The sequence below is a fragment of the Serratia sp. CY82433 genome (assembly GCF_052166535.1).
Classification (GTDB): domain Bacteria; phylum Pseudomonadota; class Gammaproteobacteria; order Enterobacterales; family Enterobacteriaceae; genus Serratia; species Serratia sarumanii.
On record NZ_JBJNOR010000001.1, the window covers coordinates 1,388,516 to 1,404,280 of the forward strand.

At 60.0% G+C, this 15,765-nt stretch carries 16 protein-coding genes; 9 read left to right on the forward strand and 7 right to left on the reverse strand.

All coding sequences use genetic code 11. The features are described 5' to 3' along the window. Positions 1–29: 29 nt before the first annotated feature. Positions 30–1,667 carry a phosphoethanolamine transferase EptA gene (eptA, locus tag ACJ8PI_RS06925; protein WP_164134284.1) on the reverse strand — a complete coding sequence of 546 codons (1,638 nt, stop codon included), beginning with the start codon at positions 1,665–1,667 and terminating at the stop codon, positions 30–32. A gap of 137 nt (positions 1,668–1,804) precedes the next feature. Then, complete coding sequence (locus tag ACJ8PI_RS06930) at positions 1,805–2,446, reverse strand: NAD(P)-dependent oxidoreductase (RefSeq protein WP_164134283.1); 642 nt, start codon at positions 2,444–2,446, stop codon at positions 1,805–1,807. 139 nt (positions 2,447–2,585) lie between these two features. Here ACJ8PI_RS06930 and ACJ8PI_RS06935 point away from each other — a divergent pair, with 139 nt between their 5' ends. The 3 genes from ACJ8PI_RS06935 to ACJ8PI_RS06945 all read left to right on the forward strand — a co-directional run bounded on the left by ACJ8PI_RS06935 (position 2,586) and on the right by ACJ8PI_RS06945 (position 4,774). Further along, a complete protein-coding gene (locus ACJ8PI_RS06935; protein WP_204350476.1) occupies positions 2,586–3,515 on the forward strand; it encodes a LysR substrate-binding domain-containing protein in 930 nt (309 codons plus the stop codon). A 23-nt stretch (positions 3,516–3,538) separates the two neighbouring features. Further along, entirely contained in the window at positions 3,539–3,778 is a 240-nt protein-coding gene (locus tag ACJ8PI_RS06940; RefSeq protein WP_015377731.1) for a DUF1289 domain-containing protein, read from the forward strand. Positions 3,779–3,877: 99 nt separating this feature from the next. Beyond that, the gene (locus tag ACJ8PI_RS06945) at positions 3,878–4,774 is read left to right on the forward strand and encodes an aldo/keto reductase (protein ID WP_041034902.1); all 897 of its coding nucleotides are present in this window, start codon (positions 3,878–3,880) and stop codon (positions 4,772–4,774) included. A gap of 60 nt (positions 4,775–4,834) precedes the next feature. On the opposite strand, the gene ACJ8PI_RS06950 is transcribed toward ACJ8PI_RS06945, so the two are convergent. After that, a complete protein-coding gene (locus tag ACJ8PI_RS06950; protein ID WP_164134282.1) occupies positions 4,835–6,679 on the reverse strand; it encodes a polyurethane esterase in 1,845 nt (614 codons plus the stop codon). A 240-nt stretch (positions 6,680–6,919) separates the two neighbouring features. Between ACJ8PI_RS06950 and sodC the strand changes: the two genes are divergently transcribed. Then, positions 6,920–7,441, forward strand: a complete 522-nt coding sequence (gene sodC / locus ACJ8PI_RS06955; protein ID WP_033648185.1) for a superoxide dismutase family protein — start codon at positions 6,920–6,922, stop codon at positions 7,439–7,441. Here sodC and ACJ8PI_RS06960 read toward each other — a convergent pair whose 3' ends face one another. Genes ACJ8PI_RS06960 through ACJ8PI_RS06970 form a run of 3 tightly spaced genes read right to left on the reverse strand, consistent with a single transcriptional unit; the run spans position 7,442 to position 10,579 of the window. Further along, a complete protein-coding gene (locus ACJ8PI_RS06960; RefSeq protein ID WP_164134281.1) occupies positions 7,442–9,472 on the reverse strand; it encodes an FUSC family protein in 2,031 nt (676 codons plus the stop codon). Positions 9,473–9,475: 3 nt separating this feature from the next. Continuing rightward, positions 9,476–10,339, reverse strand: a complete 864-nt coding sequence (locus tag ACJ8PI_RS06965; RefSeq protein ID WP_060438733.1) for an efflux RND transporter periplasmic adaptor subunit — start codon at positions 10,337–10,339, stop codon at positions 9,476–9,478. A 3-nt stretch (positions 10,340–10,342) separates the two neighbouring features. Beyond that, positions 10,343–10,579, reverse strand: a complete 237-nt coding sequence (locus ACJ8PI_RS06970; RefSeq protein WP_049234481.1) for a DUF1656 domain-containing protein — start codon at positions 10,577–10,579, stop codon at positions 10,343–10,345. A gap of 180 nt (positions 10,580–10,759) precedes the next feature. On the opposite strand from ACJ8PI_RS06970, the gene slyA reads away from it, so the two are divergent. Further along, on the forward strand, positions 10,760–11,191 hold the full coding sequence (slyA, locus tag ACJ8PI_RS06975; protein ID WP_004931301.1) for a transcriptional regulator SlyA: 432 nt from the start codon (positions 10,760–10,762) through the stop codon (positions 11,189–11,191). 92 nt (positions 11,192–11,283) lie between these two features. On the opposite strand, the gene ACJ8PI_RS06980 is transcribed toward slyA, so the two are convergent. Then, positions 11,284–11,748 carry a glycine zipper 2TM domain-containing protein gene (locus tag ACJ8PI_RS06980; RefSeq protein WP_033638390.1) on the reverse strand — a complete coding sequence of 155 codons (465 nt, stop codon included), beginning with the start codon at positions 11,746–11,748 and terminating at the stop codon, positions 11,284–11,286. A 359-nt stretch (positions 11,749–12,107) separates the two neighbouring features. On the opposite strand from ACJ8PI_RS06980, the gene anmK reads away from it, so the two are divergent. From anmK to tyrS, 4 genes are all read left to right on the forward strand, one after another. Further along, a complete protein-coding gene (gene anmK / locus ACJ8PI_RS06985; protein ID WP_033638392.1) occupies positions 12,108–13,229 on the forward strand; it encodes an anhydro-N-acetylmuramic acid kinase in 1,122 nt (373 codons plus the stop codon). Positions 13,230–13,274: 45 nt separating this feature from the next. Then, a complete protein-coding gene (locus ACJ8PI_RS06990; RefSeq protein WP_004931294.1) occupies positions 13,275–13,577 on the forward strand; it encodes an MliC family protein in 303 nt (100 codons plus the stop codon). 89 nt (positions 13,578–13,666) lie between these two features. Continuing rightward, positions 13,667–14,320, forward strand: a complete 654-nt coding sequence (gene pdxH / locus ACJ8PI_RS06995) for a pyridoxamine 5'-phosphate oxidase (RefSeq protein ID WP_164134280.1) — start codon at positions 13,667–13,669, stop codon at positions 14,318–14,320. Between the two features lie 138 nt (positions 14,321–14,458). Then, positions 14,459–15,733 carry a tyrosine--tRNA ligase gene (tyrS, locus tag ACJ8PI_RS07000; RefSeq protein ID WP_033648189.1) on the forward strand — a complete coding sequence of 425 codons (1,275 nt, stop codon included), beginning with the start codon at positions 14,459–14,461 and terminating at the stop codon, positions 15,731–15,733. The last annotated feature ends 32 nt before the right edge of the window (positions 15,734–15,765 follow it).

The window sequence follows — 15,765 nt, forward strand, 5'->3', positions numbered from 1 at the left end:
TGCCCCAGCGGCACGCGGAAGTTAAGCGCTTACGCCGCGTTGCGGCAAGGCTGCAGGATATCCAGCCGGGATTGATATTCGCGGGTCTGTACGTTCAGCATGCCCAATAGGGTGTGGAACAGGTTATCCTGCGACACGTCGCCCTTTTCCGCCAGCGCGTTCAGGCACTGGCGATCGACGCCGAAATTGCGCTGATAGTCGGCCGACATCCACATCAGGAAAGGCACGTGCGTCTGCTGGCTCGGCGCGAAGACATAGGGCGTGCCGTGCAGATACATGCCGTTTTCCCCCAGCGATTCGCCGTGATCGGACAAATAGACCAGCGCGGTATTGAACCGCCCGTCATACTGCCGCAGCAGCTTGATGGTGGCATCGAGCATCGCGTCGGTATACAGGATGGAGTTGTCGTAGGTGTTCACCAGCTGTTCATGGCTGCAATCCTGGATCTGATTGCTGTTGCAGGTCGGCGAAAATGTCTGGAATTCTGGCGTGCTGCGGCGGTAGTAAGCCGGGCCGTGGCTGCCCATCTGGTGCAGCACGATCACGCCGTCGTCTTTCAGGCCATTGATATAGTCGTTCAGTTTATACAGCAGCGCGTTGTCCATGCAAACCTCGCCGTTGCAGTCCTGCGGCAGTTTCAGCTTGGTCATGTCGATGTGCGGCACCCGGTCGCAGGCGCCTTTGCAGCCGCCGTCGTTATCGCGCCACAGCACGCTGACGCCGGCATGCGCCAGCACGTCGAGCATGCCTTCCTGATGCGCCGCCTGAGTCGCGTCGTACTCCTTGCGCGGCATGTTGGAGAACATGCAGGGCACGGAGATCGCCGTTTCGGTGCCGCAGGAACTGGCGTTCTTGAAGTAGACCACGTTGTCCTGCTTCAGGCGCGGGTTGGTTTCGCGCCCGTAGCCGCCGAGAGAGAAGTTTTCGGCGCGGGCGGTTTCGCCCACCACCAGGATCACCAGCGTTTTCTTGGCCTGCCCGGCGATCAGCGGCCCTTTGCGCGCGTCCTCGCCGATCTTGACCAGCGGCAGATTGCGGGTGAAGTAACGCTGTTCGGTAAACTTGATGGTGCCGGCGACGAAGTTGGAAGGGGTCAACATCTTCACCACGCTTTTATTGTTGCGGATCAGCGAAGCATAATCTTTGTAGAACAGCGCGGCGACGATCAGGATCACCGCCAGCGACAGCATGACGTTGGCGGCGCGCAGTCCAACCATGTACCACCAGGGGCGAGTCTGGCGAATCTGGGTGAAGCAGACCGCTACCGCCGGCAGAATGCCGAGCAGCGCCAGCCACAATCCCATGCGCGGCGTCAGCAGCGCCGTCGCCTCCTGAGGGTTGGTTTCGAAGGCGTTTTGCATCATGTTGCCGTCGATCACCACACCATAGCTGAACATGAAATAGTTGGCTGCGGCGCTGCCGAGCAAGAAAAAGATGATCAGCGGCTTGCGCAGGTACGGCACGGTCAACACGCTGAAGATGATATTCAGCGCACAGAAGATCACCACCGGCATGCTGGCAGCGAAAATCACGCTGTGGACGCTATCGAAGGTGATATACGACCAGGCGCGATGCAGGAATAACGCGTTTTGAAACAGAGTGAAGAACAGGGCGGTGGCGAGGGTAAAACCGAGGCTGTTGCACCGTAAGCGTTGACGTAACCACATTGCCGAATCGGGATCCTGAAAGTAGATAATGCTTTGAAATCTACCGGATGAAACTTAAGGAAACCTTAGAAACTCAGAATATTGGCGGCGGAGCCTGCGCGGAAAACGCCAGGCCGGGCGGCCTGGCGGTGGGGCGGTTAGTAGGCGGCGGTGAATTGCGCGCGAATAAACTGAGGCTTTTCAATTTCATCAACGATAGCGACCGCCAGGTCTTCTACCGAAATGTTGGCCGGCGCTTCGCCGTTCATCAACAGTTGCGTGGTGCCGAGGCGGAACTGGCCGGTGCGTTTGCCAGGCTCCAGCAGGGCGGCCGGCGAGAGATAGGTCCAGTCGAGCGCCGATTCATTGCGCAGTTTGTTGCGCAGATCGCGCACCGCCTGCGCGCCGGGGCGGATATTTTCCGGGAACTGCGGCGTATCCACCAGTTCAACGCCGGGCGCCACTTCCAGGCTGCCGGCGCCGCCGACCACCAGCAGGCGCTTGACGCCGGCCTGTTCGACCGCGGTGAGGATCTGTTGGGCGCCGCGGAGGGTTTTCTCATACAGGTTGTCTTCGCCCCAGCCGGGGTTGTAGGCGCTGATCGCCGCATCCTGACCGCGCAATTGCCCCGCCAGCCAGGCGGCATCGGCAACGTCGCCCAGCGCGACGGTCAGGTTGGCGTGCTCCGGCAAATCTTTTTTCTGGCGGGCGATTGCCGTCACCTGAATACCGCGAGCCAGCGCTTCATCCACCACGCGGCGGCCAACAAAACCGGTTGCTCCAATAATGGCTACTTTCATCTGCATGCTCCTTCGGGGATAGGTTCAGTATCGTGACGCAGGCCGATGTGCCTGCTGCGTGGTGTTTACTCTAGTCCTTAACAATAGCCGTGATTAGTGCCATATTCATGCTTTCTTGATTAAGTAAAACTTCATAATCGTGGATAAACTCAATCGAATGGCGGTATTCGCCACCGTGGTGGCGGAGGGATCGCTGGCCGGCGCGGCGCGGCGGCTGGGCATGACGCCGTCAGCGGTCAGCCAGCACATGCGCTCGCTGGAGAAGGCGCTTGGGGTGCCGTTGCTGCATCGCTCCACCCGTCGTCTGGCGCTGACCGAGGCCGGGGCGGCGTTCTACCCCGGCTGCGAGGCGATGCTGCAACAGGCGCAGCAGGCGGAGCAGCGGCTGGCGGAATTGCGGGATACGCTGGTGGGCGAGCTGCGCATCGCCACCCCGGTCGGCATCGGCGGCCGATCGCTTGCGGAGGCGCTGGCGTCGCTGTTGCAGGCGCACCCCAAGCTGACGCTGCGGGTGCTGGCGGACGATCGCATCGTCGATATGATAGAGCAGCGGGTCGACATCGCGCTGCGGGCCAACCGTCAACTGGCGGACGCCAATATGATCGCGCATCCGCTGACGGCGTGGCCGATGGTGCTGTGCGCCGCGCCGCGTTATCTCAGCCAGCATGGGGTGCCGGAAAAGCCGCAGGATTTGGTGCAGCACCGCTGGATCTCCAGCGGCTACAGCGGGGCCCATCTGGACTTGCTGCACCAGTCCGGCCAGCAGGTTAAGCTGCGGCTGGCGGAAGGGCAGATCGTCAGCGAGAGCATGAACGTGATGCGCGCCTTTACCCGCGCCGGGCTGGGCATTTCCGTTCAGCCGCTGTATGAAATTGGCGACGAGCTTCAGCGCGGCGAGCTGTTGCTGCTGTTGCCTGAGTGGCGGCCGGCGCCGCTGCGGCTGCACGCGCTGACGCTCGAGCGCAACGTGCCGGAGAAAAGCCGCCAGGCGCTGCGCTATTTGCGCGACTATTTTCGCCGCAATGGCGAAAAGGGACTTGCCAGCGGCGGCGATGGCGTCTTCAATTAGCAAGAGAACGCAGGAGGAGCCCCGTGGCGCAGCAGCTTGAGTTTTTCGACATTCCCAGCCCGTGTCGCGGCATTTGCCAGGCCGACGATCGCGGATTCTGCCGTGGCTGCCTGCGCAGCCGCGAGGAGCGTTTTGGCTGGATGAACATGAGCGACGCGCAAAAGCGCGAGGTGCTGCGCCTGTGCCGTCAGCGCTTCCTGCGCCTGCAGCGCGCCAATAAAGCGCCCGACGAGCCGCTGCCGGAGCAGCCGTCGCTGTTTTAACCTTTCCTGATCTGCCGCACGTTCGTGTGGCTTACCGCTTCCCTGTGCCTCACCGGCTTGTGTATGCTGACTGACAACTAATGTCATGAGGTTTTCGCAATGGTAGAACGTATTCGTCTCGCGCCGCAGGGGCCTGAATTTTCCCGCATGATTTGCGGTTACTGGCGGTTGATGGAGTGGGGCATGTCGCCGCAGCAGCTGCTGACGTTCATCGAACAGCATGTCGAACTGGGCGTCACCACCGCCGATCACGCCGATATCTATGGCGGCTATGCCTGCGAACAGGCGTTCGGCGACGCGCTGCGCCTGAAGCCGGCGCTGCGCCAGTCGCTGGAGCTGGTGAGCAAATGCGGCATCGCCACCACCGCCAAGCCCGGTAACCCGATCGGCCACTACATCACCGACCGCGACCATATCGTACAGAGCGCGGAGCAGTCGCTCCGCCATCTGCATACCGACTACCTCGATCTGCTGCTGATCCACCGGCCGGATCCGTTGATGGACGCCGACGACGTGGCCGAAGCCTTTGTTGCGCTGCACAAAAGCGGCAAGGTGCGCCATTTCGGCGTCTCCAACTTTACGCCCGCGCAGTTCCAGCTGCTGCAGTCGCGCCTGCCGTTCTCGCTGGCGACCAATCAGGTGGAGATCTCGCCGATTCACCAACCGGCTATTCTCGACGGCACGCTCGACCAGTGCCAGCAACTGCGCATCAAGCCGATGGCCTGGTCCTGCCTGGGCGGTGGGCGCCTGTTCAACGACGCCGAGTTCCAGCCGCTGCGCGACGAGCTGCAGCGGGTGGCGCAAGAAATCGGCGCCGAGACCATCGAGCAGGTGGTGTACGCCTGGGTGATGCGCCTGCCGTCGTCGCCGCTGCCGATTATCGGTTCCGGCAAGATTGAGCGGGTGCGTTCGGCGCTGAAGGCGCAGAAACTGGTGCTGAACCGCCAGCAGTGGTTCAGCATTCGCAAGGCGGCGCTGGGGTATGACGTGCCTTAAGGCGGAGTAAAAAAGAGCAAAGCCGGGCGGCGAAAGCACCCGGCTTTTTTACGTCGATCTTTAGGCCAACACCACCTGATCGGTGTTGAAGTGATCGAGCGAGACGCCGATCAGCGTGACCTGGCTATGGCCGAAGGCCAGCACCAGATCGTCGTTTTGCTGCGTGGCGTAGTCGCGGATATTCCCGCTGGCGCCTTCGGTGCCGACAAACACCAGCTTATCGGTGGCGTTGAAGCCATACAGCTGATCGCGGCCAAAGTCACCGCTGAACAGGAAGGTATTGCCGTTGCCGACGCCCTTCAGGATGTCATCGCCGCTGCCGCCGACGAAGGTCAGGTTGCCGCCGGCGTGGCCGTTAAGGGTGTCGTTGCCGGCGTTGCCGAACAGCCAGGCGTCGTGGCTGCGAGCCTGCAGGACGTCATCGCCGTCGCCGCCGGCGGTGGCGGCGGCATAGGCTTTGAGGCCAGAGTCCGATTTCAATCCGGCGGCGGTCACCTGATGGTCCACCTGTTTGTTGAAGATAAGCCACGAGGTTTCTTTGCTGCGCAGGGTGCTGATGTCGTCCGCCAGCGTAATGCCGCCTTTGGCGTCGCGCAGGTAAAGCGTGTTGCCGTCGTAGGCGACCTCGGTGTTTTTCAACGCCTGTTGGGTATCGAAGATATTGTGGCCTTTGCCGCCGGCGATCAGGTTATAGCCGCCTGCATCGCGGAAGATATCGTCGCCGTCGCGCCCCTCGAGATAGTCGTTGCCTTTGCCGCCCTTGATCAGATCATTGCCGTCGCTGCCGATGATAAACGTCGGCCCGCTGTGCGTTTCCGCGTTGCGGTTCAGGTCTTCCACCCAGGTATTGCCGCGCGTCACGTTCGACAGGTTGGAGACGATGATGGTTGAGTCTTTGTCGGTCAGCGAATAAAACTCGGAGTTCAGCACCCGCATCAGGCCGTCCTGATAGAAGAACGGCAGGTGCGACAGCCAGGTCGGAATGTTGAGAATGGAAAACGGCAGCAGGTTCCAGGCGTCCGACGCGTAGTGGTCGTTGAAGTTGACGATATTGTTGGTGGCGGAGGCATGGGGCGCATCGTGTACGCCTAACGACGCCCCGGTCAGCGTGGTGCCGTCGAGCGCGCGGAACACCGGATCGTTCTCGTAGCCGATGTTGATCACCTTGCCGCTGGCTTCGTACTGGGTCGGCGAGGCGAAGGCGACATAGTTGGACTGCGCGTAGAAGCCGCCCCAGTTGGCGTCGCTCTGCGCCGCCATGCTGTTGACCGCCAGCCCGCCGAGGCTGTGGCCGCTGACCACCACGTCTTCTCCGCTCAGCCCGTGCGCCTGCGCGAACTTCGCCACGTCGCCCAGCAACTGGCCGAAGGCCTTCAGCGTGTAGCCGTCGGCGTAGCCTTTCGGCCCGAAGCCGGCCAGCAGATCGTTAATCACATCGCCGATGGTATCGCCGATCAACGACTCGCGCGGGCCGCTGGTGCCGCGAAATGAGATGCCAATGGCGGTGAGATTGCCTTCGCTGTCATATTTGCCCAGCACCTCGGCCTGAGCGGTGGTGTAACCGGCGGTCTCGCCGTAGTAGGTGCCGCGCGCATCGGTTTTGCCGGCGTAACCCAGCTGTGCGGCGCTGATCACCGACCAGCCGGCGTTATTCACCGCCTGCTGCGCGGCCTGTTCGGAATCGGGATTCCAGGGAATGCCGGGCAGGCCGCCCTGCGATTGGGTGCTGCCGATGAGCGCAGTGACCAGCGTCAGCGGCAGGCCCAGCCCGAAACCGGTCTGGTGATAGCCTTCATCGAAGCCGTTATCGATATTGTGGTAAGCGTAGGTAGAGATGGCCAAGGCGTCGGAAAATAGCGCTTTCGACGCCTTTTCGTCCAGATCCTTATAGCTAAAGATGCCCATATCAGTTCCTTATGAAGTATGCCGCGGGCCTGTAAGTGAACTCACATGCGTCGGCGGTGGAAACAGGGAAACAACGTTAGCCGAACGACAGCTGGTCAGAGGACCAACATCGGTAGAATTATTATTAGTGTTAAATATTAGGCCCGCGAATCAAATTAGCGAGATTGTGCGTTGGTTAACAGTGCCGGCGCAGGCTCTCCTATACTGATAGCTCGATATAGTCATTAAGGAGACTGATTGATGAAACGTTATTGGTATGCAGCGCTCGGTCTGATGGCGTGTGGTGCGGCTCAGGCGGCGACAACCGACGTCGAGATGCACCTGGTGACCGGGCAGGGGATCGGTCAGGACATCGGCAAGGTGGCCATCAGCGAAACGCCGTATGGCCTGCTGTTCACGCCGAGCCTGAAAGCATTGCCGGCCGGGGTACACGGTTTCCACGTGCATGAGAAAGGCAGCTGCGAGCCGGGCATGAAGGACGGCAAAGCGGTGGCGGCGCTGGCGGCCGGCGGACATTTCGACCCGCAAAAGACCGGAAAGCACCTCGGGCCGTATGCCGACGGGCACCTGGGTGACCTTCCGGCCATCTATGTGACCGCCGACGGCATGGCGAACTATCCGGTGTTGGCGCCGCGGCTGAAAAAAATCAGCGACATTGAGGGTAAAGCGCTGATGGTGCACGCCGGCGGCGACAACCATTCGGATCATCCACAACCGCTCGGCGGCGGCGGAGAACGCTTCGCCTGCGGTGTGATCAAGTGATTATCCGCCGCTAACGGCCGGTACGGCGGTGGGCTGGCCCATCGCCTGTTGCAACTGCTGCAGCGAGCAGTAGAGCCGCCAGATCAGGCCGGCCAGATCGCGCGCCGCCTGTTCCGGGTGGTGCGCCAGCGCGTTGCTCATGCGTAGCAACTCCTGCAGCGTGGCGTCCAGCGAACTGTGCTGTACGCCTTTCTCCGTCATGATGCCGCGCAGGCAGTGGATACAGACGTTGCGCACTGCCGACAGCGGATCGGAACGGGTTTGCCAGTCGCGCAGCTGCCAGACGATGTGGCTGCAGTTGAGCAGCACCACGCCCCAGCGCAGCAGCCAGGTGCGAGCGTCCTGATCCTGACTTTGATTAAGCTGGCTGATGCGATGGTAGATCAGCGATTCGAACTGGCTTTCGCTCTGCTGCGGCCGTTTGCTCAGCTGATCGATAAAGTCGCGCCGCAGTGCGCGGATAATGCGGCGGCTTTTGCGTTTGTCCGAACTGGGGCGCAGGATCTGAAACGCCAGCCCGGCCAGCAGCACGCCGACGATTTTAGCGATGTTGTCATTGATAAAGGACTGGTAGTCATAGCTCGGCGGATTGCTGACGGTCAGGAACGAGCCCATAAAGACGATCAGCTGCCCCCAGAGCGCGGCATAAGGCGGATTCTGCAGCTTGAGCATCTGCATGGTCACCAGGATCGGGAACAGGAAGGCGCAGAACACCCAGAAGTCGTCAATCTGGATCATCAAACCGAATTTCACCACGAAGCAGGCGACCGAGAGCAGCAGCACCGCCTTGAGCAAGGTGCTGACGCTGTTGATCGGCGAAGGCGTGGACGAGTAGAGCACGCAGCTGATGGCGGTGAGCGTCAGCGCCGCGCTGCCGGCGTCCCACTGCGTGTTGATCCAGTAGGCGCAGCCGATCACAATGCACAAAAAGGTGCGCAGGCCGTTGTAGGCGGCTTCGTAGCTGTCGGTATGGCGCGCCAGCGAAGTGACGCGCGGCGGTTGGAGATCGCTGACCGCCGTGGCGCTTTCCAACCGCCGCAGCCAGCGGTTGCAGCGCAGGTAAAGCCAACAGAAATCGCGCAGCCGCAGCCAGAAGGCGCGATGGCGGTAGTCCGTAGCCTCTTGCGGGGCGATCTGCTGAAGCAGGCGCGCCAAACGGTATTTGTCGGTGGCGGGATCGCGCAACTCGTCCAGCAGTTGCGTCAGCACCGGCATCAGATTGGCGGGGCGATCCGGCCAGTTCAGCAGCATGCGACGCAGGCTGGAGATAACGCTGGTCATGCGCAGCTGTTGGTGCAGCAGATAGTTGAGCAGGTTATTTTGCCGCCGCAGCCGGTAGTGGCTCCAGAATGCCTGAATGCGCAGCAGGTTCATGGTCAGGATCTGGCCGATGACCCCTTCGTGCGAGGTGCGCATCTGCGCGGTGATCTCCGGCTGCCACAGCATGGCGGCATGCTCCAGCAGGCGCAGCTGCATGCGCCGCAGCGAGGTCAGCAGGGCTTCGCCGTCCGAGGTGCTGGGCAGGATCATCATCATCAACCCGCCGCACAGAATACCGGTGATCACTTCGCAAACCCGCGCCTGTGCGATGTCGAAGATCTGCTGGGTATCGGTGACGTTGACCGTGCCGAAGGCGATGATGGCGGCGGTATAGCCCGCCAGCGCGAAGGCGTAAGAAACGTTGTTTTGGTAATGGTTGGAGATATAGGTGCACAGCCCGATCCAGGCGGCGATGAACAGCGTAAACAGCCAGGGATCGTTCAGACAGTGGCCGGCGATCGCCACCGACGCGGCGGCACCCATCAGGCTGCCGAAGATGCGGCCGATGCTTTTGCTGATCACGCCGCCGACGGTGGGGAAACTCACCACCGCCGCGGAGGTGAGCGCCCAATAGGGGTCGTCGAGTTCGAGCACGAAGGCTACCCATAGCGCCAGACACATCGCGAGCGAGTTGCGCAGCGCATAGCGCCATTGGCCGCCGGTCGCCTTACCCCAGGGGGTGCGGCTCCACTCCAAAAAAGGCAGGTTCACACTTTAGTTCCGCTGATGAATCGAAATGGTGCAGGTGGTGCCGGCGACCAGCGTCAAATCGGCGGGCACGTTGAGCAATTTTATCCGTACCGGCACGCGCTGAGCCAAACGCACCCAAGGAACATTAGGTTTAACGTCCATTAATAGATCGTTGCTGCTGTCAACGCTCTGATCGTAAATGGCGCGGCCGATGCTCTCTACTTCCCCCTGTAGCGGCGTGTTGCCGTTATATAAAACGATGTCCGCTTTATTGCCTTCTTTTATATGCTTCAGCTTGGTTTCTTCGAAATAACCGAGCACATAAAACGAATGCACATCTACCAACGCCACCAGCGGCGTACCGGCGTTGGCGTAGTTACCGACCCGCGCCTGCAGGTTGGTGATATAACCGTCGGTTGGCGCGTAAATTTTGGTTTTGCTCAAATTCCATTTGGCCTGTTCCAGATTGGCCAGGGCGGCTTTATAGGCGGCCTTCATTGCCTGCGCGGCTAAATTTGACTCGTCCAAATCTTCAGCGGAAATAACGTTACGCGGTAAACCGCGGCGGCGGGCAGCCTCGTGGTCCGCTTTGGCCAGATCGGATTGCGCTTTTGCCACCGCGGCCTCGGCATTGTCCTGCGCAATCTGGTAGGGCACCGGGTCGAGGGTAAAAATCAGACTTCCCGCAGGTACGAACTGATTGTCATTCGCGCTTATTTTCTCTAATCTTCCAGAGACTTCAGGGGTGATATTGACGAGTTCGGCGCGCACTTTTCCATCACGGGTCCATGGGGATTGCATATAATAATTCCAGAGCCACCAACCGGCGCAGACGGCAATGGCGCAGACGATCACCGTAGAGAAGTATTTTAATGTTTTATGCTGCATGGGTTACCAACTCGCTAAAATCCATAAGGAACCGCTGACGGTCAGAACGAAAATGGACAGATCCATCAACATGGGATGCCAGATTTCACCGGAATACATCCAGTCTCTCAGCAGCTGATGAATCAGCAGCCATAAGAGCAGTCCTAGTAAAAAAGCTTTAAATATAGGTGGAAAATAAAGCGATGCTCCCAAGACCAAATCGGGCAAGGGAGATGAGGTGTGTAACCATGATGTATTCACATTAACAATCCCTAAGGGTGAATATGTTGAATATTTGCATAACGATTAAACAATAGCGGCTAAAAATAGTGGCTATTTCCACAATATACATTATATACATTTGTGTTTTTAATGTGAGTTACCCAAAATAGTCTAAGCTCTGGGAGGTAATGTTAGCATGCTAATTATAAGGAGGGGGAAGTGGAGTCAACATTAGGTTCAGATTTAGCACGATTAGTTCGTGTGTGGCGCGCGCTCATCGATCATCGGCTCAAGCCGTTGGAGCTGACCCAAACGCATTGGGTCACGTTGCACAATATCAATCGCTTGCCGCCGGAGCAGTCGCAAATCCAGCTGGCCAAGGCGATCGGTATCGAGCAACCGTCACTGGTCCGTACGCTGGACCAACTGGAGGAGAAAGGGCTGATCACGCGTCACACCTGTGCCAACGATCGCCGCGCGAAGCGCATCAAGCTGACCGAAGCGGCCGATCCGATCATCAGGGAAGTGGACAGTGTGATCACGTCTACGCGCAGTGAGATTTTAAGCGGCATTACCGCCGACGAAGTGCATCTGTTGGTAGGGCTGATTGGCAAGTTAGAACAAAATATCACCGAACTGCAGAACAAATAATAATATTCTTATTTTCTACGATTACAGTTTCACAGCATCAGAAATAAAACCGGAGGCGATTGCCTCCGGTTTGCCGCTTGTCGCCGGCTGGCTTACAGCGGGGAAACGGTGATGGTGTCGCCCATGCGCGCCATGCGCACGCGCTGGCCTGGGCTGAACTTGGTGTCGCCCGCTTTCTGCACCACCACGATGTTCTCTTTCTGATCGGTTTTGATCTCCAGCTCGTAGCCGGAGGTACGGCCGGCCACTTCACCGATGCTGTTACCTGCCGCGCCGCCGGCGATAGCGCCCGCCGCGGTAGCCAGCGTACGACCGGTGCCGCCGCCAACGGTGTTGCCCAACAGCCCGCCAATCACCGCGCCGCCGATCATCCCCATGGCGTTGGAGCCTTCGCCGCCCTGAATTTTAACCGGACGCACGGAAACCAGCGTCCCGTAGGTGACGTTCTGCACCTGCTTGGCCTGCGAGGACGAGTAGACATCACCGGACATGGATTCATTGGCACAGCCGGCCAGCGTAACGGCGGCGACGGCAACGACGAGAAGACGCTTGATCATACAAAACTCCTGATGGTAGTAGTCCATAACCTGGTAATGCTCCCCAGGCAAGATTCAGTGAAAACGATAGACAAAGTATGGCTGAAAGTTGACACACCGCCATGCTTCATCGCTGCATGCAGCTTAACTTTTCTCTGTTCAACCAATAATAAACCGCGGTTTACCTTTATGACAGCCTTGGCGACATTCCGTCGCCTGTTATGGCACGGTTTAACACATAACCCGTGCCACAGCGGCGTCGGGGGGCATCTGGCTCACGAACCGTAAAAAAAGCATCATAATTCATGGCGTTAATCCGGCAATTCTGGTTTATTTGTCAGGATGAATTTTGCTTACCGCGCGGGTTAGAGGATGTTGCTATGAAGTCAGGCCGCTATATAGGCGTCATGTCCGGCACCAGTCTGGACGGAATCGATGTGGTATTGGCCGCGATCGACGATCGCATGGTGGCGCAGCAGGCCAGCTATAGCCATCCGATGCCGATGGCGTTGAAAAAAGAGATCCTGGGCATGTGCCAAGGGCAGCAAACCACGTTGGCCGCCGTCGGCCGGCTGGACGCGCAGCTGGGCACGTTGTTCGGCGAGGCGGTGCTCGGCCTGCTGAAGCAAACCGGCATCGGCGCTGAGCAGATCACCGCCATCGGGTGCCACGGCCAGACGGTGTGGCACGAACCGGAGGGTGACGCGCGTTTCTCGATGCAGCTCGGTGATAACAACCGCATCGCCGCGCTGACCGATATCACTACCGTCGGCGATTTCCGCCGGCGCGACATGGCCTACGGCGGGCAGGGCGCGCCGCTGGTGCCGGCGTTTCATCAGGCGCTGCTGGGGCATCCCGTCGAGCGGCGCATGGTGCTGAACGTCGGCGGCATCGCCAACCTTTCTCTGCTGTTGCCCGGTACGCCGGTGCGCGGTTTCGATACCGGGCCGGGCAACATGCTGATGGACGCCTGGGTATGGCGCCACCGCGCGCAGCCTTACGATCAGGACGGCGGCTGGGCGATGCAGGGGCGAGTCTGCTTGCCGCTGTTGCAGCAGATGCTGGCGGATCCGTACTTCGCGCTGCCGGCGCCGAAAAGCACCGGCCGCGAGTATTTCAATATCGCCTGGCTGGAGCGGCAGCTGGCCGGATTGCCGGCGATTGCGCCGGTCGACGTGCAGGCCACGCTCACGGAGCTGACCGCTGTCAGCATCAGCGAGCAGGTATTGCTGGCCGGCGGGTGCGAGCGCCTGTTGGTCTGCGGCGGCGGGGCGCGCAACACGCTGCTGATGGCGCGCCTGTCGGCGCTGCTGCCGGGCACGGAGGTCGGGCTGACCGACGATTTTGGCGTCAGCGGCGACGACATGGAGGCGCTGGCCTTCGCCTGGCTGGCCTTCCGCACGCTGTCCGGCCAGGCCGGCAATCTGCCTTCGGTGACCGGCGCCAGCCGTGAAACGGTGTTGGGTGGGATTTATCCGGTTTTGCCATTGGGGGCCCGTTAGCTCTGTTAGGATAGCCTGTGAAGGATTTTTCTAAGGAGCAACAGCATGAAAAAAGTCATTTTCGTCGCCGGCGCGCTGGCGCTGTCCGGCTGCAGCTACATCCTGCCGCAAAGCAGCCAGACGATGCACTACCAGTGCGGCACCACGCCGCTGACGGTGGCGCTTGACGGCAAGGCGAGCGAAGTCAGCCTGCTGATGGACGGCGAACAGCTGCATCTCAAGCAGGTGCTGGCGTTGACCGGCGCCAAATACAGCGACGGCAAATACACTTTTTGGTCGAAAGACCGTAACGCCTATCTTGAGCGCAACGGCAAGGTAGTCATGAGCGACTGCGTGTTGACGGAGTGAAGGTCGACGGCGGCGTCGGAGCGATTGAGTTCCTGACGCCGCAGGCGCAGAATGTAACGACGGATTTTTTCAGTTGGTCGATAACCCAGATGATTGAAAAGAGTGAGTTTGATGTTGCGGACCTGCGCCGTGAATACACCCGAGGCGGCCTGCGCCGCAACGATCTGACCGCCAACCCGCTCGAACTGTTCGAGCGTTGGTTGAAACAGGCCTGCGACGCGCGCCTGGCCGATCCCACCGCCATGTGCGTCGCGACCGTCGACGAACACGGCCAGCCTTATCAACGCATCGTGCTGCTGAAGCATTTCGATGAGCAGGGGCTGGTGTTCTACACCAACCTCGGCAGCCGCAAGGCGCAGCAGCTGGCGCACAACCCGCATATCAGCCTGCTGTTCCCCTGGCACATGCTCGATCGCCAGGTGATTTTCCTCGGCCAGGCGGAGCGCCTGTCGACCCTCGAAGTGCTGAAGTATTTCAACAGCCGGCCGAAAGACAGCCAGATCGGCGCCTGGGTGTCGCAGCAGTCGTCGCGCATTTCCGCGCGCGGCGTGCTGGAAAGCAAATTCCTTGAGCTGAAGCAGAAGTTCCAGCAGGGCGAGGTGCCGTTGCCGTGTTTCTGGGGCGGATTCCGCGTGAAATTTGACTCCGTCGAGTTCTGGCAGGGCGGCGCCCATCGCCTGCATGACCGTTTCCTGTATCAGCGGGACGGGAATGACTGGAAAATTGACCGACTGGCACCCTGAAGACGGAAAATCCCCTCTAAGCGCTGGTGCTGACGCCGCCGGCGCTTTATTCTATGCGTTACCCTGAATTTTTATTTCGCCACTGGGCGAAAGGCCGTGTACCGGCAAAGGTGCATTCGTTTATACATGGAGTCATTGATGGCAAGCAGCAACTTGATTAAACAACTGCAAGAGCGGGGCCTCGTTGCCCAGGTTACGGATGAGGAAGCGTTAGCGGAGCGACTGGCGCAAGGGCCAATTGCACTGTATTGCGGTTTCGATCCGACCGCTGACAGCTTGCATTTGGGCCATCTGGTTCCTCTGTTGTGCCTGAAGCGCTTCCAGCTGGCCGGCCACAAGCCGGTAGCACTGGTGGGCGGCGCCACTGGCCTCATCGGCGATCCGAGCTTCAAAGCGGCGGAGCGCAAGCTGAACACCACCGATACGGTGAACGAGTGGGTCGAGAAGATCCGCAAGCAGGTTTCCCCGTTCCTCGATTTCGACTGCGGCAGCAACAGCGCTATCGCGGCCAACAACTACGACTGGTTCGGCGGCATGAACGTGCTGACCTTCCTGCGTGACATCGGCAAGCACTTTTCCGTCAACCAGATGATCAACAAGGAAGCGGTCAAGCAGCGCCTGAATCGCGACGACTCCGGCATCTCCTTCACCGAGTTCTCTTATAACCTGCTGCAGGGTTACGATTTCTCCGAGCTGTATAACCGCCACCAGGTGGAGCTGCAGATCGGCGGTTCCGATCAGTGGGGCAACATCACCTCAGGCATCGATCTGACGCGTCGTCAGCACCAGAAGCAGGTGTTCGGCCTGACCGTGCCGTTGATCACCAAAGCAGACGGCACCAAGTTCGGTAAAACCGAAGGCGGCGCGGTCTGGCTGGCGCCGGAAAAAACCAGCCCGTACAAGTTCTACCAGTTCTGGATCAACACCGCCGACGCCGACGTTTACCGTTTCCTGAAGTTCTTCACCTTCATGAGCCTGGAAGACATCAACGCGCTGGAGGAAGAAGACAAGAACAGCGGCAAGGCGCCGCGCGCCCAGTACGTGCTGGCGGAAGAAGTGACCGGCATGGTGCACGGTGCAGAAGGCCTGGCGGCCGCCAAGCGCATCACTCAGAGCCTGTTCTCCGGCGCGCTGCACGACATGACCGAAGCGGACTTCGCCCAGCTGGCGCAGGACGGCATGCCGACCATTAAACTGGAGCGCGACGCCGACCTGCAGCAGGCGCTGGTGAATGCCGAACTGGTGCCGTCACGCGGCCAGGCGCGCACCATGATCGGCTCCAACGCGGTGACCATCAACGGCGAGAAACAATCGGATGCCGAATACCGCTTCAGCGATGCGGACCGTCTGTTCGGCCGCTACACGCTGCTGCGCCGCGGCAAGAAACACTACTGCCTGGTGGATTGGCAGTAACGAATAATGACGGTAAGGGGCCCTGGTGGCCC

Coding starts and splice junctions, on each gene's coding strand:
- ACJ8PI_RS06980 (WP_033638390.1), bottom strand. CDS start 11,748: ATGATCAAGCGTCTTCTCGTCGTTGCCGTCGCCGCCGTTACGCTGGCC.
- pdxH (WP_164134280.1), top strand. CDS start 13,667: ATGATTGAAAAGAGTGAGTTTGATGTTGCGGACCTGCGCCGTGAATAC.
- ACJ8PI_RS06945 (WP_041034902.1), top strand. CDS start 3,878: ATGGTAGAACGTATTCGTCTCGCGCCGCAGGGGCCTGAATTTTCCCGC.
- sodC (WP_033648185.1), top strand. CDS start 6,920: ATGAAACGTTATTGGTATGCAGCGCTCGGTCTGATGGCGTGTGGTGCG.
- eptA (WP_164134284.1), bottom strand. CDS start 1,667: ATGTGGTTACGTCAACGCTTACGGTGCAACAGCCTCGGTTTTACCCTC.
- ACJ8PI_RS06930 (WP_164134283.1), bottom strand. CDS start 2,446: ATGAAAGTAGCCATTATTGGAGCAACCGGTTTTGTTGGCCGCCGCGTG.
- tyrS (WP_033648189.1), top strand. CDS start 14,459: ATGGCAAGCAGCAACTTGATTAAACAACTGCAAGAGCGGGGCCTCGTT.
- ACJ8PI_RS06950 (WP_164134282.1), bottom strand. CDS start 6,679: ATGGGCATCTTTAGCTATAAGGATCTGGACGAAAAGGCGTCGAAAGCG.
- ACJ8PI_RS06990 (WP_004931294.1), top strand. CDS start 13,275: ATGAAAAAAGTCATTTTCGTCGCCGGCGCGCTGGCGCTGTCCGGCTGC.
- ACJ8PI_RS06965 (WP_060438733.1), bottom strand. CDS start 10,339: ATGCAGCATAAAACATTAAAATACTTCTCTACGGTGATCGTCTGCGCC.
- anmK (WP_033638392.1), top strand. CDS start 12,108: ATGAAGTCAGGCCGCTATATAGGCGTCATGTCCGGCACCAGTCTGGAC.